The organism is Aquabacterium sp. (assembly GCF_030652515.1).
Taxonomy (GTDB): Bacteria; Pseudomonadota; Gammaproteobacteria; order Burkholderiales; family Burkholderiaceae_C; genus Aquabacterium.
Genome location: NZ_JAUSAR010000123.1, coordinates 19749 through 38860 on the forward strand (window position 1 = coordinate 19749; position 19112 = coordinate 38860).

Annotated in this window: 21 protein-coding genes; 13 read left to right on the forward strand and 8 right to left on the reverse strand. The window is 63.8% G+C overall.

Annotated elements, in window-relative coordinates:
- The first annotated feature begins 51 nt into the window (after window positions 1–51).
- The 8 genes from Q7V20_RS14960 (at window position 52) to Q7V20_RS14995 (ending at window position 7572) form a co-directional block, all read left to right on the forward strand.
- The gene (locus Q7V20_RS14960; RefSeq protein ID WP_304792711.1) at window positions 52–948 is read left to right on the forward strand and encodes a DUF1571 domain-containing protein; all 897 of its coding nucleotides are present in this window, start codon (window positions 52–54) and stop codon (window positions 946–948) included.
- Window positions 949–1016: 68 nt separating this feature from the next.
- Complete coding sequence (locus tag Q7V20_RS14965; RefSeq protein WP_304792714.1) at window positions 1017–2444, forward strand: NYN domain-containing protein; 1428 nt, start codon at window positions 1017–1019, stop codon at window positions 2442–2444.
- Between the two features lie 237 nt (window positions 2445–2681).
- Window positions 2682–4808 (forward strand): methyl-accepting chemotaxis protein, encoded by a 2127-nt coding sequence (locus tag Q7V20_RS14970; protein WP_304792717.1) that lies wholly within the window; start codon window positions 2682–2684, stop codon window positions 4806–4808.
- Window positions 4809–4822: 14 nt separating this feature from the next.
- The gene (locus tag Q7V20_RS14975) at window positions 4823–5635 is read left to right on the forward strand and encodes a protein-glutamate O-methyltransferase CheR (protein ID WP_304792720.1); all 813 of its coding nucleotides are present in this window, start codon (window positions 4823–4825) and stop codon (window positions 5633–5635) included.
- Window positions 5632–6117, forward strand: coding sequence for a chemotaxis protein CheD (locus tag Q7V20_RS14980; RefSeq protein WP_304792723.1), 486 nt, complete (start codon window positions 5632–5634; stop codon window positions 6115–6117). Before Q7V20_RS14975 ends, Q7V20_RS14980 begins: the two co-directional genes overlap by 4 nt.
- Window positions 6118–6156: 39 nt before the next feature.
- Window positions 6157–6519 (forward strand): CidA/LrgA family protein, encoded by a 363-nt coding sequence (locus Q7V20_RS14985; RefSeq protein ID WP_304792726.1) that lies wholly within the window; start codon window positions 6157–6159, stop codon window positions 6517–6519.
- Window positions 6516–7253, forward strand: coding sequence for an LrgB family protein (locus tag Q7V20_RS14990; protein WP_304792729.1), 738 nt, complete (start codon window positions 6516–6518; stop codon window positions 7251–7253). The genes Q7V20_RS14985 and Q7V20_RS14990 overlap by 4 nt, the downstream gene beginning before the upstream one ends.
- A gap of 70 nt (window positions 7254–7323) precedes the next feature.
- A complete protein-coding gene (locus Q7V20_RS14995; RefSeq protein ID WP_304792732.1) occupies window positions 7324–7572 on the forward strand; it encodes a DUF3297 family protein in 249 nt (82 codons plus the stop codon).
- Window positions 7573–7597: 25 nt separating this feature from the next.
- Here the strand turns inward: Q7V20_RS14995 and Q7V20_RS15000 are convergent, their stop codons facing one another.
- On the reverse strand, window positions 7598–9088 hold the full coding sequence (locus Q7V20_RS15000) for an NYN domain-containing protein (protein WP_304792735.1): 1491 nt from the start codon (window positions 9086–9088) through the stop codon (window positions 7598–7600).
- A gap of 128 nt (window positions 9089–9216) precedes the next feature.
- On the opposite strand from Q7V20_RS15000, the gene Q7V20_RS15005 reads away from it, so the two are divergent.
- The 3 genes from Q7V20_RS15005 (at window position 9217) to Q7V20_RS15015 (ending at window position 11563) form a co-directional block, all read left to right on the forward strand.
- Window positions 9217–9906, forward strand: a complete 690-nt coding sequence (locus Q7V20_RS15005) for a lamin tail domain-containing protein (protein WP_304792737.1) — start codon at window positions 9217–9219, stop codon at window positions 9904–9906.
- Window positions 9907–9927: 21 nt separating this feature from the next.
- Window positions 9928–10923: an SdiA-regulated domain-containing protein gene (locus Q7V20_RS15010; protein WP_304792740.1), complete on the forward strand. Its 996-nt coding sequence runs from the start codon at window positions 9928–9930 to the stop codon at window positions 10921–10923.
- Window positions 10924–11008: 85 nt separating this feature from the next.
- Complete coding sequence (locus tag Q7V20_RS15015) at window positions 11009–11563, forward strand: fasciclin domain-containing protein (RefSeq protein ID WP_304792743.1); 555 nt, start codon at window positions 11009–11011, stop codon at window positions 11561–11563.
- Between the two features lie 55 nt (window positions 11564–11618).
- On the opposite strand, the gene Q7V20_RS15020 is transcribed toward Q7V20_RS15015, so the two are convergent.
- The 3 genes from Q7V20_RS15020 to Q7V20_RS15030 are packed head-to-tail and all read right to left on the reverse strand — an operon-like array spanning window position 11619 to window position 14594.
- Window positions 11619–12266 (reverse strand): cold shock and DUF1294 domain-containing protein, encoded by a 648-nt coding sequence (locus Q7V20_RS15020; RefSeq protein ID WP_304792746.1) that lies wholly within the window; start codon window positions 12264–12266, stop codon window positions 11619–11621.
- 19 nt (window positions 12267–12285) lie between these two features.
- Entirely contained in the window at window positions 12286–14094 is a 1809-nt protein-coding gene (locus Q7V20_RS15025; RefSeq protein ID WP_304792749.1) for a glutamine--tRNA ligase/YqeY domain fusion protein, read from the reverse strand.
- A gap of 17 nt (window positions 14095–14111) precedes the next feature.
- On the reverse strand, window positions 14112–14594 hold the full coding sequence (locus tag Q7V20_RS15030) for a MarR family winged helix-turn-helix transcriptional regulator (RefSeq protein ID WP_304792752.1): 483 nt from the start codon (window positions 14592–14594) through the stop codon (window positions 14112–14114).
- A gap of 235 nt (window positions 14595–14829) precedes the next feature.
- On the opposite strand from Q7V20_RS15030, the gene Q7V20_RS15035 reads away from it, so the two are divergent.
- On the forward strand, window positions 14830–15603 hold the full coding sequence (locus Q7V20_RS15035; protein ID WP_304792755.1) for a hypothetical protein: 774 nt from the start codon (window positions 14830–14832) through the stop codon (window positions 15601–15603).
- Here Q7V20_RS15035 and Q7V20_RS15040 read toward each other — a convergent pair.
- The 3 genes from Q7V20_RS15040 to Q7V20_RS15050 form a co-directional block, all read right to left on the reverse strand.
- Window positions 15591–16037: a DUF3717 domain-containing protein gene (locus Q7V20_RS15040; RefSeq protein ID WP_304792758.1), complete on the reverse strand. Its 447-nt coding sequence runs from the start codon at window positions 16035–16037 to the stop codon at window positions 15591–15593. The two genes, Q7V20_RS15035 and Q7V20_RS15040, sit on opposite strands and share 13 nt — an antisense overlap.
- Window positions 16038–16047: 10 nt before the next feature.
- Window positions 16048–17358: a tryptophan--tRNA ligase gene (locus Q7V20_RS15045; protein ID WP_304792761.1), complete on the reverse strand. Its 1311-nt coding sequence runs from the start codon at window positions 17356–17358 to the stop codon at window positions 16048–16050.
- A 76-nt stretch (window positions 17359–17434) separates the two neighbouring features.
- Complete coding sequence (locus Q7V20_RS15050) at window positions 17435–17785, reverse strand: DUF2834 domain-containing protein (protein ID WP_304792763.1); 351 nt, start codon at window positions 17783–17785, stop codon at window positions 17435–17437.
- Between the two features lie 37 nt (window positions 17786–17822).
- Between Q7V20_RS15050 and purN the strand changes: the two genes are divergently transcribed.
- Window positions 17823–18455 carry a phosphoribosylglycinamide formyltransferase gene (gene purN / locus Q7V20_RS15055; RefSeq protein ID WP_304792848.1) on the forward strand — a complete coding sequence of 211 codons (633 nt, stop codon included), beginning with the start codon at window positions 17823–17825 and terminating at the stop codon, window positions 18453–18455.
- An 11-nt stretch (window positions 18456–18466) separates the two neighbouring features.
- On the opposite strand, the gene Q7V20_RS15060 is transcribed toward purN, so the two are convergent.
- Window positions 18467–19084, reverse strand: coding sequence for a laminin B domain-containing protein (locus Q7V20_RS15060; protein ID WP_304792766.1), 618 nt, complete (start codon window positions 19082–19084; stop codon window positions 18467–18469).
- Window positions 19085–19112: the final 28 nt, after the last annotated feature.

Consider the following 19112-nt stretch of genomic DNA (forward strand, 5'->3'; position numbering starts at 1 on the left):
GAAATATTTCTTTCCTTATATTAACATTGCGAACAATTTGCAGGAGCACTCATGAAACTCAGCCCTTTTCCCTCTCGCACCCTGAGCAGCCTGGCCATGGCATGGGGCATTTTGCTGTCCGCACCTCAGTGCGCCCAAGCGTCACCTGCCAGTGCACCCGCCGCCCATGCACCAGAGGCTGCCCAGGACATCAGCGCCTCAGCGGAAGCCGAGGCCTTGGTCCAAAAAATCAAATCCGGCGCGCTGCTGGCGATGAGTGACGAGCAATTGCTCAAAACATTCAACCAGCTCGATCCCCAGGCCATCCCCAACTATCTGGAACTGGGTCTGAAATCGCTCAACGAGTGCGAAATCTGGATGAAGCGCCAGGAGCACCTGTCCAGTGGTTGGACGAAGCAGCCCTTCATCACCTACATCAAATACCGCCACAAGCCTCGTCAGGTCTACGTGAAGTGGCTCAAGGACAGCCCCAAGTCCGGCCAGGAAATCATCTACGACGAAACCAAGCGCAAAGACGCCAGCTATGGACACCTCGGCGGCTTTTTCAACGTGACCTCGATATGGACATCCATCGATGGCGCCATGGCCAAAGGCAATTCCAACCACACCGTGCGCGATCTGGGCATGCAGTCGGTGGTCTCCATCGTGGTTGACAGCAATCGCCGACGCCTCAAGGAGGGACTGCCCATTGCCCCCAATCAGATCGAGATCGCGAAGATCGATGGCGAGCGCACCATCGCTTTGACCTGGGTCACCCCCCCCGGCATGACGGGCGGCTACGCCGCCAAATCCAAGGTCTATGTGAACCTGTCACAGCCCTGGGTGCGCATGATCGAGTCCTGGGACGAACGCGGCAAGATGAGCGAGCGCATCAGCTTCGACAAGGTGCTTCCCGCCACCTTCACCGACGCCGATTTCGACCCGAAGAACAGCAGCTATGGGTTTTAAGCGCCGATGGTTGTGAGTTGGGCTCTGGCCATGTGATGATTCGGGCCACTGAGACCAATGAGAACAACATGGCCACACCCCAAGACCACATCAGCATGGCGCTGTTCTGCGACTTCGAAAATGTCGCCCTCGGCGTGCGCGATGCGCAGTACGACAAGTTCGACATCAAGCGCGTACTGGAACGGCTGTTGCTCAAAGGCAGCATCGTCCTCAAGAAAGCCTATTGCGACTGGGAGCGTTACAAAGGCTTCAAGGCCACCATGCACGAGGCCAACTTCGAGCTGATCGAGATCCCGCACGTGCGGCAATCGGGCAAGAACTCGGCCGACATCCGCCTGGTGGTCGATGCGCTCGACCTTTGCTACACCAAGTCGCACGTCAACACCTTCGTCATCATCTCGGGTGATTCCGATTTCTCACCCTTGGTGTCCAAGTTGCGCGAGAACGCCAAGTACGTGATCGGCGTGGGCGTCAAGCAATCGACCTCCGACCTGCTGATCGCCAATTGCGACGAATTCATCTTCTACGACGACCTGGTGCGCGAAAGCCAGCGCCAGGCCGCCCGCCGCGACACGCGTGACAACCGGGAGCCGCAACAGGCCCGCCGCACGCCCGAAGAAGAAGCGCGCCGCCGCGAAGAGCTGCATGCCCACCGCACCAAGGCGGTGGAAATGGCCGCCGAGACCTACGAAGCGTTGGTCACCGACCGCGACGAAGGCGGCCGCATCTGGGCCTCGGTGCTGAAAGAGGCCATCAAGCGCCGCAACCCGGGTTTCAACGAAAACTACTATGGCTTTCGCACCTTCGGCAACCTGCTGGAAGAAGCGCGTGCACGTGGCCTGCTTGAGTTTGGCCGTGACGAGAAATCCAGCGCCTATGTGTACCGCAGCAGTGGAGCGGCGCCGCGCACCGAAGACACCAGTGCCACTGATGCCAGCGCCGCAGAGCAAACCCGCGTTCCGATTCCCCACACCGACACCGAGGCACCGCAAAGCGAGCCCGCCGCCCGCGAAGATCGTGGCGAGGGCCGCCGCCGAGGCCGTGGCGGCCGTTCGGCCTCCGGTCGTGGCGGACAACAAGGAGAGCGTGGCGAAGCACGCCGCCCACACAATGAGCCAGAGCCCGGTCGGAACCGCGATGGTCGCGAGGGCCCTCCAGCCGAGCGTTCGCCCTTCTACCCGGATCGCCCCGCCCCCATGACACCGCCAACACCGGCCGCGCCTGTCATGGCCGCACCGCCTCAGGCAAGCGCCCCCCCCGCCGCGCCACACCAAGCGCAAGCCGAAGCGGCCCCACCCGCCGCCAAAAAAGCCCCGCGGACAGCCGCCAAAAAGGCGCCTGCTCGCAAGAGCGCGGCCAGCAAAGCCAATGCCGACAACAAGGGCATCCCTGCGGCCCCTGTTGGCGCGCCAACACCAGCCAGCGATGCGCCCGCCGCTCGCAAGGCCGCCCCGCGCGCTCGCCGCCCACGCAAAGCGGCCGACGACGCGGCGTGACCCGCCTGGCACGCTGGGCGAAATAGCGCCATTGCGTGCCGCATTTCACACGCGTTCACCCGGGGTTGTCTGCATGCTTGGGGGTGGCAAGCCGATATACAAGGCTTGCCCTGCTTGACCAGCACGAGTCGGTCGGTTTCTTACCGACTCGTCGAGCTTGAAGACATCTCAGAAAAAAACCGGACCCTTGACGCTGCTGGCCGTCGCTCCACATTCAATCAGTGAAGGACACCCAGCATGAGCTCAGCGACGCATTCGTGGTTCACCCGCCTCTTCGACAACGCCAAGTACCGCCAGCAACTGGCCGTGGCGAAGCAAGCCAGGCTGGACGCGGACCTCGCACTGGCCGACATGAAGGGCCAGCTCAGCGCCATCAACAAAGCCCAGGCGGTCATCGAGTTCTCACTGGATGGCAAGATCCTGCATGCCAACGAGAACTTCCTGACCACGCTCGGCTACTCGCTGGCCGAGATCCAGGGCCAGCACCACGGCATGTTCGTGGACCCGGCCTACCGGGCCACCCTGGAGTACCGCCTGTTCTGGGAAAAACTGGGCCGTGGCGAGTTCGATGCCGGCGAGTACCAGCGCATCGGCAAAGGTGGCAAGGAGATCTGGATCCAGGCCACCTACAACCCGATCATGGACATCCATGGCAAGCCTTTCAAAGTGGTGAAATACGCCACCGACATCACGGCCGCCAAGCTGCAGGCCGCCGACTTCTCGGGCCAACTGGCGGCGATCAACAAGGCCCAGGCCGTCATTGAGTTTTCGCTGGATGGCAAGGTCCTGCACGCCAACGACAACTTCCTGCACACGCTGGGCTACACACTGGCCGAGATCAAGGGCCAGCACCACGGCATGTTCGTGGAACCCGATCACCGCGCCACCCTGGAGTACCGGCTGTTCTGGGAAAAGCTGGGCCGTGGCGAGTTCGATGCCGGCCAGTACAAGCGCATTGGCAAGGGCGGCAAAGAGGTCTGGATCCAGGCCTCGTACAACCCCATCATGGACATGAACGGCAAGCCCTTCAAGGTCGTGAAGTACGCCACTAATGTCACGGCCCAGGTCAACGCGGCCCACATGCTGTCACAGGCCGTCGAGCAGGCGCAAAGCGTCACCTCGGCCGCCCAGAGCGGTGACTTGAGCCAGCGCATCCCCATGGCAGGCAAGAGCGGCCCGATCGAGGTGCTGTGCAGTGGCGTCAACGCCCTGCTGGAAACCACCAGCGTCATCTTCGACGACATGGGCCGCGCGCTGAGCGCCTTGTCGGCTGGCGACCTGACGCAGCGCATCACCCGCGATTACTCCGGCGTTTTCGGCCAGGTCAAGGACGACGCCAACGCCACCAGCGAGAAACTGTCCAGCATCATCGAGGATGTGGGCCGCGTGCTCGGCGCCATGGCCACGGGCGACCTGGGCCAGCGCATCACGCGCGATGCCGAAGGCACCTTCGATCAGGTCAAGAACGACGCCAACGCCACCTGCGAAAAACTGGCCAGCATCATCGACGAAGTGCGCGGCGCAGCCGATGCCTTGTCAGGTGCCGCCACCCAGGTGAGCGCCACCGCCCAATCGCTGTCGCAAGCGGCCAGCGAGCAGGCCTCGTCGGTGGAAGAAACCACCGCCTCCATCGACATGATGTCGATGTCCATCACCCAGAACAGCGACAACGCCAACATCACCGACAGCATGGCCACCAAAGCCAGCACCGAAGCCGGTGAAGGCGGCGAGGCCGTCACGCAAACCGTGCAGGCCATGAAGCAGATCGCCCAGAAGATCAGCATCGTGGACGACATCGCTTACCAGACCAACCTGCTGGCCCTGAACGCCGCCATTGAAGCCGCCCGCGCTGGCGAGCACGGCAAGGGCTTTGCCGTGGTGGCCGCCGAGGTGCGCAAACTGGCCGAACGCAGCCAGGAGGCTGCCAAGGAGATTGGTGACCTGGCCAGCCACAGCGTGTCCACCGCCGAGCGCGCGGGCAAGCTGCTGGGCGAGATCGTGCCCTCCATCCAGAAGACCAGCGGCCTGGTGCAGGAGATCGCCGCGGCCTCTTCCGAGCAAAGCCAGTCGGTGTCGCAGATCAGTGCGGCCATGTCTCAGTTGAGCAAGGCCACGCAGCAAAACGCGTCGGCCTCGGAAGAGCTGGCCGCCACGTCCGAAGAGCTGTCGGGTCAGGCCGAGCAGTTGCAACAATCGGTGGCCTTCTTCCACCTGGGCGAACAAGCCGCCCCGGCCAGGAAAGCCAAACCCGAGGCTGACAACGGCAAACGCCGCGCCCATGGGGCTTCGGTGATGCGCGCCGTGAGTTCCTCGCCCAACCAGGGCGCACCGCGCGCCGTCAGCGGCAACTTCCGTCCGTACTGAGCGAGGAGCGGATCATGGTTGAGCTGCGTGACGACACGTACCGCCAGATCACAGGCCTGATGTACCAGACCATGGGCTTGTCGCTTGGCGACAGCAAGAAGCCCCTGGTGTCATCGCGCCTGGGGCCTCGCATTCAACGACTGGGCATGGGTGGTTTCGAAGACTACGTGGCCTTGATCTCCAGCGATCACGACGAAGGTGAATTCCAGGTCGCGGTGGACCTGTTGACGACCAACGAGACCTACTTTTTCCGCGAGCCCGAGCACTTCGCCTGGCTGGAAAAGGAGATTGAAGCCCAACACCTCAAAGCGCCTTCGATCTGGAGTGCCGCCAGCTCGTTCGGTGATGAAGCCTTCAGCATCGCCATGCTGCTGGCCGACCTGCAACAAAAAGGCCGCATCAGCCCGACCTGGTCCATCCTGGGCACCGACATCAGCGACCGCGTGCTGCGCAGCGCCAGCCAGGCCATCTACCCCGAGGAGCGCCTGCGGCACGTGGCGCCCCGGCGCCTCAAGCAGTACTGCCTGCGTGGCGACGGCGATGCCGAAGGCCTGGTGCAGATCCAGCCCAAGCTGCGTGAGCACGTGCGCTTTGGCCAGCTGAACCTGTGCCGGCCGATCGAAGACCTCGGGCCTTTCGACGTCATCTTTCTGCGCAATGTGTTGATCTATTTCGACGTGCCCACCAAGCGCGAGGTGGTTGATCGTGTGCTGACGCAGTTGAAGCCCGGCGGCCTGTTCTTCATCGGTTCGGCCGAAGGCCGCGTGGCCTGCGGCACGCCCTTGAAACCCATCGCCACCGGCGTCTTCCGCAAGGTGGCCGCATGATCGCCGATCCATGCGTGCACACCTTCCTGCACCCGGGCGATGTCGTGTGTGCCCACCGGGGCGATCGGCTTGAAACCTTGCTGGGCTCGTGCGTGGCCATCCTCCTGACCGACCCGCACCGCACGGTGGGCGCCATGTGCCACATCGTGCACGCGAACAAGGCGACCACAACGGCCCGGCAGTCCACCTGCCACGCCAGCACCGCCCTGGCCACCCTGTACCGCCTGATCACGAACGAAGGCCTGGCGCCACGCCTGTGCAAAGCCTACGTTTACGGCGGCGGCAACATGTTCCCGGCCTTGCCTTTGTCGCGTCAGCAGCAAAGCCATGTGGGCGACGCCAACGCCCGCTGGGTGCTTCAGGCCTTGCAGCACGATGGCGTGGAAGTGATTCACCACGATCTGGGCGGATTTACCTACCGCCGCGTGGCTTGGACCATCGGCGCCCAGGCCCCGAAAGTGGAAGCCGTGAAAGTGGCCTGACACCAGGAACACCGGCGTGGGAATTGCTAAGCATCTCCCATGCTCGCCGCCCTGACCACGCTGCTCGTCTTCCAACTCCTGGGTGAAGTCATCGCCCGGGCACTGGCCTGGCCCGTGCCTGGCCCGGTGATCGGCATGGCGCTGATGTTCGCCATGCTGGTGATGCGCGGCGGCCCCGGTGAAGACCTGCGCCACACCTCCACCACCCTGCTGCAACACCTGTCGCTGCTGTTCGTGCCCGCTGGCACCGGCATCGTGCTCTATGGCGACCGGCTGGCCGCCGAATGGCAACCCTTGCTCATCACCGTTGTGGGCAGCACCGCCATCACCATCGTCGTCACAGCCTGGGTGCTGCAGCGTTTGCTGCGCCGTCGCACCCAAACCGGGCAAGGCCCCACATGATCGCCCCCCGGCTCAACGAGATCTGGGTCTACCTGTCGGCCTCGCCCCTGCTGGGCCTGACCCTGACGCTGGTGGCCTACCAGGCCGCCTATTGGCTGCACCGCCGCGCCGGTTTCCACCCGCTGGCCAACCCGGTGATGCTGGCCGTGGCCATGCTGGTGGCCGTGCTGCTGCTCACAGGGACGCCTTACCAACGCTACTTCGAGGGCGCTCAGTTTGTGCACTTTTTGCTGGGTCCGGCCACCGTGGCCCTGGCCATCCCGCTGTACGCACAGTGGCCCCGCCTGAAGGCCATGGCCGGGCCGTTGCTGATTGCCCTGGTGACCGGCTCGCTGACCGCCGCCATGTCGGCCTACACGATTGGCTCGTTGAAGGGCGCCAGCCACGAATCGCTGATGTCCCTGGCACCCAAAAGCGTGATCACCCCGATTGCGATGGCGGTGGCCGAACGCCTGGGTGGCCTGCCCTCGCTGACCGCCGTGCTGGTGATCGCCACCGGCATCCTGGGGGCGGCCAGCGCGCGTTACCTGTTCAACTGGCTGCGCATCGAAGACCACGCCGTGCGCGGCTTCGCCATTGGCATCGCCTCGCACGGCATCGGGACCGCGCGGGCCCTGCAGGTCAGCGAGCAGGCCGGGGCCTTTGCCGCGCTGGCCATGGGCCTGAACGGGCTGCTGACCGCCCTGTCGCTGCCATGGGTCCTGCCCTGGGTAGAGCGCCTGTTGAACCGCTGATGGCCCCAAGCCGTGGAAATCCGGGAGAATCGCGGCAGTCTGTCCGCATCAACCGAACCAGAAAACACCCATGAGCGAAGCCCCCCAAACCCCGACCCTGCCCGACCGCCTGTCCATCGATCCAAGCAGCGCCCACTACAACGCGGCCGTGTTCGAACACGACATCGGCATCCGCTTCAATGAGAAAGAGCGCTTTGATGTGGAGGAATACTGCGTCAGCGAAGGCTGGATCAAGGTGCCCGCAGGCAAGAAGGTCGACCGCAAAGGCAAGCCACTGCTGCTCACACTGAAGGGCAAGGTCGAGGCGTTTTACAAGTGAGCCCCTGTGTGATTTGACCTTAACGTCACACCTCAGGGACGGCACTCAAGACCCAGCTCAAGAGCGCCTCGCGGTCGGCCTCCACCAGGCTCATGCCTTCGCGCTCGCAGGCCGCCAGGGCCACGCCACAAGTGGTGGCCACCAGATCATCAAAGGATGAGCCCGCCGTGGCCGGGTCAAAGCCATTGAACAGCAAGGCGCGCAGCAAGGCGTTGATGTCGGCCCGGGCCATGGGCACGCTGCGGTCCAGGCAGATGTCGCGCACGCGTTTGCTGGTGGCGGCCAGCGCATAAGGGCCTTCGGCCAAGGCCTGCGACAGCGCCTCCAGGAAGGCACGGTATTGATAGCCCGACATCGATGGGAAATTGGCCACCTGCAGGATGGGCGCGACCCGGGGCCAGCGCTGGTCTTGTCCGGGCTGGTCATTCGCCGTGGCAGCAGACTGCGAGATGAAATCCAGCGAATGCCGATCCGGGTCAAAGGCATAGCCCCCCAGATGCGACCACGATATCTGCACACCGGCCGGGTGCACCGTGTCCAGCAACTTCTTGAACGTGCCGCAGCCGTTCCAGTCGGCATCGATGCCGGGGCAGCTTTGCCGAACCTGGTGCGCCAGGCGCGCCACGGCCACTGGCCTGGCCGAGGCCGCCACTTCGTCGATCAGGATCTTTTCAAGCTGCTGGCGGATGTCCAGCGCGGGCTTGGGTTTGGGTGCCTCGACCGGATCGGCCTTCAGGCGGCGCGGGTCCAGCAGCCAGTTGTTCTCGCGGTCGATGCGCAAGGGGCTGAGCTTGATCTCTCGCAACAGCGCGGTGAAGGTGCCGCGGCCGGCCCAGTTGCTGATGGCCAGGCCCGGCACCTGCGTGGCCAGGATCTTGGTCAGCGCGGGCAACATCACCGGGGCCGAGGCCTTGTCCACCGTCTCCCAGGTCAGGGCCTCGGCTTGCGCGAGCATGCCTTCAAAGTCGGGGGCAGGTTCACCGGTGGGTTCGTCATCGCCAAAGCCCAGCGCGTCGCTGATGAAAGCCTCGGGGTCGATGATCAGGTCGGACGACGCATCGTAGGACGCCGACGTGGCGCCTGCGGCAAAGATCGTGGTGCGGCGGTCATCACGGCGCAGCTTGCGCAAGACCGGGGTGAAGTCGGCATCGGCCGAGAACACGATGAACTCGTCGTAGCGGGTGTCGCTTTGCAAGACGTCCACGATGTCGAGCACCATGTGGATGTCGGTGCTGGTTTTGCCCGCGGCGGTCATGGGCGGGCAATCCACGATCTCGAAACCAGCCTTGCTGAAGCCAAAACGAAAGCGCTGGTACATCACGGGGTTGAGGTAGCAGCGGCGCACCAGGATGCGCCGCTTGACGGCGGCCTCCGGATCAAGGGGCATGCGCAAGCGTGTGGTGATCCAGTCCATCCAGCGCATGGGGTCGCTGGCGAAGCGCTCGGCATAAGCCACGTCCAGGCGCCGCAAACCGGAGTACACATTGTCGAAGTCGACGAAAAGGGCAGATTTCATGGAGAGGCGAGAGCGGGTCAATCCGCAGCATACCGTCACAACGCCGTCACACGAAGCACGCAAGCTGCCGGACTTCACTGTCTGCGGCGCCGGCCTTGGCACGCTCGTTCAACTCGGAGTAGTACAAGATGACATCGTTCAAGAAAACCATGCTGGCCTCGGTGGCCTTGGCACTGACGCTGGGCACCAGCCTGGCTCAGGCCGCCGTCAAGATCACGGAAGTGGCACCTTGGGGCAGCAGTGGCAACAACCCCGCCATCCCCTATGCCACCGACTGGTTCGAGCTGACCAACACCGGCGCCTCGGCCCTGAACATCACTGGCTGGAAGATGGACGACAGCTCCAATGGCAGCGCAAAGGTGGCCTTGGTGGGCATCACCACCATCGCAGCCGGCGAGTCGGTGATCTTCACCGAAAACGCCGCCTCGGCCAGCTTCCTGAGCACCTGGTTTGGCAGCTCGATTCCCGGCGGCCTGCAGATCGGCACCTACACCGGCGCTGGCGTGGGCTTGAGCCAATCGGGCGATGCGGTCAATGTGTTTGACGCCAGCGGCGCCTTGCAGGCCAAGGTCAGCTTTGGCGCCTCGGACAGCACCTCGCCTTACCAAACCTTCGACAACGCGGCTGGCCTGAACAACGCCGTCATCTCGCAACTGAGCGTCGTGGGTGTCAATGGCGCTTTTGCCGCAGCCAACCACTCGATCGAGATCGGTTCGCCCGGCACGATCACGGCGGTGCCTGAACCCGAAAGCTACGTCCTGGCGCTGGCCGCGCTGGGCCTGTTCGGCATCATCGCACGCAAGCGCCAACAACGCTGATCGAGCGGCAAGGCATTCACCATGAACATCCAACAACTGACCCTCGCCCTGGCAGCTTCAGCCGCCTGCTTCTGCGCACAAGCGGCCAACTCCATCAACTTGAGCAACTACCAGGTGACGGGCACCTATGGGCTCAGCACACTGGGCAACACCAGCACCGGCGTGTCGGGCCTGGAGGCCTCGGCCGTCACGTATGCGCGTGATCGCGGCACCCTGTTTTACGTGGGCGATGAAGGCACCGGCGTGGTCGAGATCTCGCTCACGGGCCAGACCCTCGGCACCATGGCCTTCAACTGGGCCAACACCGGCAGCAGCAAGCACGACACCGAAGGCTTGGCCTACCTGGGCAATGGCGTGCTGGTGGTGACCGAAGAGCGCCTGTACGACGCCTACCGCTTCAACTATGTGGCCGGTGGTAGCGCCAACCTGGCCAGCAGCTCGGTGTCCATCAGCAACGCCACGGTCGGCAACGAAGGCCTGGAAGGTATCAGCCACGACCCGCGCAACGGCAGCTTCGTGATGGTCAAGCAGGACGCGCCACAGGACCTCCGTTCGGGCTCGCTCAGCTTTGCCGCCAACCTGGGTGGCGTGGCCACGACATCGACCCTGTTCAACCCCACGCTGATGGGCTTGTCCACCTTGTCTGACATCCAGACACTGTCCCCGGTGGACGCGCTCGCGGGCACCGCGGCGGCCGACAACCTGCTGATCCTGAGCCTGGGCTCGCGCCAACTGATCGAGGTGAACCGCCTGGGCCAGACCTTGAGCACCTTCGACTTGTCGAACATCCTGCCCAACAACGGCATCGAGGGTGTGACGGTGGATGAGCACGGCACCATCTACCTGGTCGCCGAGCAGATCCAGGACGGCTCGGGCCCCGCGAACCCCATGTCGCAGCTGATCGTGTTGTCGGCGACGCCGGTGCCCGAGCCCGAATCATGGGCGATGGCGTTGACGGGCTTTGGCTTGCTGGGTTGGCTGGCCCGTCGCAAGAAGCGGCCCTTGTTGAAGGGCTGATGAGAAAGAAGGGCACGGCTGCATCCAGTTTGCCGTGCCCGGCGTATGAGTTTCCTGTCTGTTTCCACAACTTCAGGAGTTACTCATGAAAACACGCATCACTTCTTCCCTGTTGGTATCCATGGCCCTCGCGACCGGCAATGTCTGGGCACAAAGCACGGTCATGGTCGGTGGCCAGTCCATGCTGCCCAGCAAGGACATCATTGACAACGCCGTGAACTCGGCCGACCACACCACGCTGGTGGCCGCAGTCAAGGCAGCAGGCTTGGTCGACACCCTCAAGGGCAAGGGCCCTTTCACGGTCTTCGCCCCCACCAACGCAGCTTTCGCGGTCCTGCCCGCCGGCACCGTAGACAGCCTGCTCAAGCCCGAGAACAAAGCCACCCTCACCAAGGTGTTGACCTACCACGTGGTGCCTGGCAAGTACGACATGAAGGCTTTGAGCGCCGCCATCAAGATGGGCGGCGGCACGGCCGAGTTGAAGACCGCCAGCGGCGGCAAACTCTGGTTCATGCACAACGGCCCCAGCAACATCCAAATCAAGGATGAAGGCGGCCACATGGCCAACATCAGCGTCTACGATGTGTACCAGAGCAACGGGGTGATCAATGTGGTGGACACGGTGTTGATGCCCAAGTGAGTCAAGGGCGGCGCCATCGCGCGCCAGGCCAGGGACTCAAGGGATAAGGCATGGCTCACCACAGAGAAGGCATGTGCCAATTGGTGGGCCAGGTCATCGCCAGCAACACTGCGATGTTCACCACGACCGTGAACCAATAAATCTCTTGAAAGCTGGCTTTGGCCGATTTGTGCCGCAGCACCTGTTGCGCCATGCGGGCGGCGGGCCACCCGCCCAACAGGCTCAGCACATGAAGCGAATTTTCAGACGTGCGCCACGCGCCCTTTTGCGCCGCGTACTTGTCCCGCCAGTAGAACCAGAAAGTCAGGGCATTGACCACTGGCCCGGCCAATAAAATCGGCACGGGTAGACGCCGCATGTAGACGGCCCAGATGAGCAAAGCGACACAGGCCATGGCCAGCAGCAACACCAAAGGCATCATCGGGTCACGCCTGCCAGGCTGTAGTGACCGGCGAACAGGTGCAGACCTTCTCGCTGGCGTTGAAGGCCCCTTCCGAGCGCCCACACCCTGCACCGCCATCGCACGGGGACCTTTGCCGCCCACATGGATCTCTTCATAAGAAACTACCAGGCCTTCGCTTGGCACGCCAGGCCCACGAAAATCGCGGATGTGGAAGAACACATCCGCCGTGGTATCGGAACTGCGGATGAAACCGAAGCCCCGGTCCGCCTCCCAACGGACCACCTTGCCTTGCTTGTGCATCAGCCCTGGTCTTCCTCGCTCACTTGGCCCAGCTGTCCTTCAAGCCCGTGACCCGGTTGAACACCGGCTTGCCTGCAGCATGGTCCTTCCGATCGGCCACAAAGTAGCCATGCCGCTCGAACTGGAACTTCTGGTCGGCCACCGCCGCCGCCAATGAAGGCTCCACAAAAGCCGTGACCACTTTCTTGCTGTCCGGGTTCAGGCTGGCCAAAAAGTCCTTGCCACCGGCATCGGGCTGCGCCTCGGTGAAAAGTCGGTCGTACAGGCGCACCTCGGCTGCCACGCCTTCGTGCACGCTCACCCAGGTGATCACGCCCTTGACCTTGACGCTGTCGGCGCCCGGCGTGCCACTCTTGGTGTCGGGCACGACCACGGCCTGCACCTCCACCACGCGGCCATCGGCATCTTTGGTGCAACCCGTGCATTCGATGACGTAGCCCGCCTTCAGGCGCGCCTTGTTGCCCGGGAACAGGCGGCGGTAGCCCTTGGGCGGCACTTCTTCAAAGTCTTCACGTTCGATCCACACCTCGCGGCCCAGCGTGAACTGGCGCGGTGCGGGCTCGGGTGTGCCTTCGGGCGGGTGCGGCAAAGCCGGGGCCGTGCAGGGCTCGCGGTGACCAGCGCCCATGATCTCGTCCCAGTTGGTGAGCACCAGCTTGACGGGATCCAGCACGGCCATGCCCCGGTGGGCCTTGTTCTCCAGGTCTTCGCGCAGGGCGATGTCCAGGGTGCTGTAGTCGATCCAGCTGTCGGCCTTGGTCACGCCAATGCGTTCGCAGAACAGCTGGATGGCTTCGGGCGTGTAGCCACGGCGGCGCAGGCCCACGATGGTGGGCATGCGCGGGTCGTCCCAGCCCTCCACCGTGCCCTCGTCCACCAACTGCTTGAGCTTGCGCTTGCTGGTGATGACGTAGGTGAGGTTCAGGCGGGCGAACTCGTATTGCTTGGGCGTGGGTTGCTGCAGCAGGCCCAGTTCAGCCAGGCGGTCCAGCAGCCAATCGTAGAAGGGGCGCTGGTCTTCAAACTCCAGCGTGCAGATCGAATGCGTGATCTGCTCCAGCGCGTCTTCGATCGGGTGCGCGAAGGTGTACATCGGGTAGATGCACCATTTTTCGCCCGTGTTGTGGTGGGTGGCGCGGCGGATGCGGTAGATGGCCGGGTCGCGCAGGTTGATGTTGGGCGCGGCCATGTCGATCTGGGCGCGCAGCACCATGCTGCCGTCGGCGTGCTGGCCATCGCGCATTTCGCGGAAGCGGGCCAGGTTCTGCTCAGGCGTGCGCGAGCGGAATGGGCTGTCCTTGCCCGGCGTGGTGAAGTCACCGCGGTTGGCGCGCATCTCTTCGGGCGTTTGCTCGTCCACGTAGGCCAGGCCGGCGCCGATCAGGGCTTCGGCCGCGCGGTACATGAAGTCGAAGTAGTTGCTGGCGTAGTACAGGTGATCCTGTGGGGCGCTGTTGAAGTTGGATTGCCAGCCAAAGCCCAGCCATTTCACCGAATCCAGGATGCTGTCGACGTATTCCTGTTCTTCTTTTTCAGGGTTGGTGTCGTCAAAGCGCATGTGGCAGACGCCGCCGTAGTCGCGCGCCAGGCCGAAGTTCAGGCAGATGCTCTTGGCGTGGCCCACGTGCAGGTAGCCGTTGGGCTCGGGCGGGAAACGGGTGCGGATCTTGGCGGGGTCAGGCTGGCCGGCCTGCTGGTGGGCTGCATCGCCGGGCGTGCCTGCCCAGTGGCGGCTGGCATAAGTGCCCTGCTCCAGATCGCGGTCAATGATGCCGCGCAGGAAGTTGCTGGGTTTGTGAGGGGTCGAATCATCAAGGGGAGCGTTCATCCCCCGATTCTATTCACTCACCGGTTCGGGTTGGCCAACTGCTGGAGCATGGCCAGCAATTGCTCGGAACCGGCCGAGCCCAATGGCCGCGCGGCCAATTGGTCCTGCTGAACCACGGCCTGGGTGATGGCGACCAGGTCGGTCTGCCCCTTGGCGGTCAGGGCCAGGCCAAAGGCGCGGCGGTCTTCGGGCACGTCCAGGCGCTCAACGTAACCCAGGTCTTCCAGCGCATCGACCAGCATCACGGCGCCGGAGCGGGCAATGCCCAGCACTTTGGCCAATTGGGTGAGCTTGAGGCCGGGGTTGCGCGAAACGATGACGAGCGCCGAAAACCGGGGCGGGGTGATGTTCCAGGGGGCCAGAGACTGGATGAACAGGTCGTTCAGGGCCAGTTGCGCACGCCGAACACCGTAGCCCACCAGGGAGTCCAGCACGCCGTAGTCGATGCCCGGCACATGGGGATTGAAAAGCGCATCAGTGGAGACTTCGTTCTTGTTCATGGGGGGCCTGGTGACGTGTGCGGCGGATTCTAGTCGCTGCACAGAATCGCCATTTTCAAACACCATTCATACAAACACTTAGAGAGAAATTAATCATGTTTCAAACACCCCCCCTCAAGCAAGGGGGTGACCGGCGAAGACAAGGGTTCGCCCTCGAAGGCGATCCACAGCGCACTTCGAGAATAGGCCGAGACGCGAAATACATCACACAAAGTTGCCCGAGACCGGCCCCCCCATGCTCAGCACCCACTACCAAAAAGTCCGATCGCTCAGCGTGTTCGACATCATGCGCATGCACGCCATCTTCTCGGCCAACTATGCCAATGGCCCCATGGACACCTTCATGAGCGACCTGAGCAAAAAGGACGGCGTGTTCCTGGTCCGCAAGAAATCGACGGACGAGATCGTGGGGTTTTCAACGCTGGGCATCCACGAGTTCCAGCACCAGGGGCGCACGGTGCGCGGCCTGTTCAGCGGCGACACCATCATCGAGAAGGCCTACTGGGGTTCGCGCAGCTTGCAAACGGCCTTTGCGCTCAAGCTGTTCACCGAGGCCCTCAAGCGCCCCTTCTCACGCCAATACTGGCTGCTGATCTCCAAGGGCTACAAGACCTACCTGCTGCTGACCAAAAATTTCCCCGAGCACTACCCCAAGCGCGGACAAGACGACAACCCGCACCTGAAGGCATTGGTGATCAACTACTGCGAGGCCCTGTTCCCCGGCAAGCTGGACCACGCCTTGATGACGCTGGATTTTGGCGACAACGCCAATTGCCTGAAGCAGGACGTGGCTGGCATTGACGATGAGCTGAAAGCGCGCGAGCCCGACGTGGCCTACTTTGAACAGCGCAACCCGACCTGGCAGCGCGGCACCGAATTGCCTTGCATTGGCCGCGCCGATCTGGCGATGTTCGCCTGGGCGATCTGGCCATTCTTGTGGAAGGCCGTGTTCAAGCCAGCCAGGAAGAAAGCCGCCGCCACCGCAGCCGGTGTCAATCAGGTCGTTTGATCGCCGTCATCGGGCGCAGGCGCGGCCACGCCTTCGCGGGCCCGCTCTGAATAGCGGTTGAAGCGCCAGGCGCTGGACTCCATGGTGATGCGGCGCCAGGTGCCGCGTTTTTCACCCGGGGTCATCTCGGGCCAAAGCTGGACCTCGTCAAAGGTGCGGCCACAGCCCTTGCAGATGTCGTCGCCCTGGCTGGTAGAGCAGATCGCGATGCAGGGCGTGTCGGGCGTGGTGCCATACCAATCCAGCCAGGCTTGTTTGGCCTTGGGCGGCATGGTGGCCTCGTCACACGAGGGCTCGCGGTAATAGACCATGAGGGCGTACACCTCGGCCAGCGCGCCCACCTGGGGACACGACTGGATGCCGTCCACCGACGGGCTGCGCTCGCGCCACCAGTTGATGGCCGATTCGATGTCCGTGATGTGGATGCCGGCCATGGTGGCGTTTTCAGTCCTGCGCTGCAACGAGCGCGCTCAAGGCGGCTTCAACATCGGCTTGGGTCACGCCCGAAGCCAACTCGACCGGGGCGCCCGCCAGCGCCTGAGCACCTTCCTGTTTGAAGCGTTTGACCCAGGTGCCCGCCTCGCGGCCTTCAGCAAAGGCCTGGCTTTGCAGCAGCGGCCCGCCATCAGCCGTGGTCAGCTTGAAATAGAACTGGCCATCGGCCTCGCGGTATTGCTTGAACACCGGCACGGACGACTTGACGGCCTGCGCGGCCTGGTCGGCCTTGGGCGCGGCCACGGCCACCATCTTGCGCAAGCCCACGGCATCGCGCAACTCGGCCAGGAAGGGCGTGGCCACCGCGCGCGCCTTGCGGGCGCCCAGCAGCAGGATCTCTTCGATCTGCTCCGGGTGGGCCATCAGGTGCTCATACCTTTCGCGCATCGGGCCCACGTGGGCCTCGATCAGATCGACCACACGCTGCTTGGCCTCGCCCCAGGCCAGGCCAGCACGCAGATCGGCGTGGAAGCTGGCGCGTTGTTCAGCACTGGCGAAAGCGTCGTGGATGGTGACCAGGTGCGCGCCTTCAGGGTCTTTGGGCTCGCCCGGCAGCTTCGAATCGGTGACGATGCGCGCGATGGCATCCTTCAAGGCCTTGGCACCGCCCTGGAACAGCGGCACGGTGTTGTCGTAGCTCTTGGACATCTTGCGGCCATCCAGGCCGGGCAAGGTGGCCAAGGCCTCTTCAATCTCGGCCTGGGGCAGCACGAACAGCTCCTTGCCCGCGCCAAAGACGTGGTTGAAGCGTTGGGCCACGTCGCGGGCCATCTCGATGTGCTGCACCTGGTCGCGGCCCACGGGCACGCGGTGGGCGTTGAACAGCAAAATGTCGGCCGCCATCAGGATGGGGTAGCTGAACAGGCCCATGGTGATGCCCGCGTCGGGCTCTTCACCCGCCGCCTCGTTGGCATCCACAGACGCCTTGTAGGCGTGGGCGCGGTTCATCTGGCCCTTGGCGGTCACGCAGGTCAGCAGCCAGGTCAGCTCGGGGGTTTCGGGGATGTCGCTCTGGCGGTAGAAGGTGACGCGCTCCGGGTCCAGGCCCGCCGCGATCCAGCTGGCCGCGATCTCGATGCGCGAGCGCTCGATGCGGGCCGGGTCGTCGCACTTGATCAGCGCGTGGAAATCGGCCAGAAAGAAGAAGCTTTCGACGCCGGGCTCACGACTGGCCGCGATGGCGGGCCGGATGGCACCGACATAGTTGCCAAGGTGCGGGGTGCCGGTGGTGGTGATGCCTGTGAGAACTCGTTGGGTCATGGCAGGATCTGGCGCGTTTTCTGATCAAAGGGGGGAGGATGCGGATTGTAGGCGCAGCCCCCTTGCCTCGGGGCGATCAGGGTCGGGCTGCTTCCAGGCGGAGCTGGCGGGCCACCATGAACAGCGGGAACATCACGCTGACGGCAATCACGAACGACAAAATCACGTAGACCCACACAAAACGGATGCCCAGGCGCCGGGATTCGGTGAACATGAAGACCGTGCAGGCCGCGCCCAGCAGGAACAGGTCATTGGTGAGCGAGGCCGCAGCGGGGTTGGCATAGCCCCCACGGACAAAGCCGACGAGGCCACCGTTGTCGGGCAGCGCAAAAAACTGCAGGTTGAAGGACCAGGTGGCCACCAGGGCCACCACGGCCAGGGCGACATACAGGGCGCACAGCGCTTTGCCGGATCGGGACAGGTTCATGAAGGACTCCACAGGGTGCCACTACACTCTACGCCGCATGAAAAACATCGTCATCCTGATTTCCGGACGCGGCTCCAACATGGAAGCCATTGTCGAGGCGTGTGCCTCGGAACACTGGCCGGCGCGCATTGCCGCCGTCATCAGCAACAAGGCCGAGGCCACGGGCCTGCGCTTCGCGGCCGACCGGGGCATTGCCACGGCGTCGGTGGACCACCGCCAGTTCGACACCCGCGAGGCCTTTGACGCCGAGCTGGCACGCACCATTGATGGCTTCGCGCCCGACCTGGTGGTGCTGGCCGGTTTCATGCGCATCCTGACCGAGGGCTTTGTGCGGCACTTCGAGGGCCGCATGCTGAACATCCACCCCTCGCTGTTGCCCGCGTTTCCCGGCCTGCACACACACCAGCGCGCCATCGAGGCGGGTTGCAAGCTGGCTGGAGCCACGGTGCATTTCGTGACGCCGGAGCTGGACCATGGCCCCATCGTGGCGCAGGCGGCCGTGCCGGTGTTGGCGGGCGACACGCCCGAGAGCTTGTCGGCGCGGGTGCTCAAGCAGGAGCACGCTGTCTACCCGCGCGCCGTGCGCTGGTTCGTGGAAGGCAGCTTGAAGGTCGATGGCCACCAGGTGGTGCAGACCGAGGGCGAAGCTCAGCTGGTGGTGGCCAACTGAGCTTGCTGCGGTCAAGCGCGGCGACGAACCGCCCATCCCAGAGCCATCAAGCCCATGAGGGACATCGCCCAGGTGCCAGGCTCAGGCACGGCCGTGCTCAAGGTCACATTGTCGATGTGCAGCAATTCGATCGGGCCATTGCCAGCTTCCATGCTGATGTCAACCTGCTGCAAATTGGCCAGCACACTGGCCAGCACCTCGGGCGAGGTGGACCAGTTGGCGGCATCCAGCACCACAGAGTAGGTGGCCCACCCCAGACCAGGCGCGTCACCCACGGCCACATCCACGGCGAGTGAGCCGACCGTTGAAGACAAGGTGATGGTGCCAAATTCTGGCCAGTAGGAATCGATGGGCGACTCCATCCGGGCATCGAACGACAAGGTGCCCCCCACGTAGGACAGCCAGCCGCCCGCCACCGCCGATCCCGGCAGGATGAGGGACACATTGGTGTCGCCCGTCAGGTCCTTGATGCGCAGGTAGCCACCCGCTTCGTGGCTCAACTCGCCCGCAGGCACGTTGACGGTGAACCCCTGGGCATCGCTGTCAAAGGTGTAGGCCAGGTCCGCGTTGGCGTGGGTGGCGACGCCCGCCAGCAGCGCGACAGACAGCAAAGTTTGCAAACGGCTCATGATGTGACTCCCGAATTTGTGTTGAACG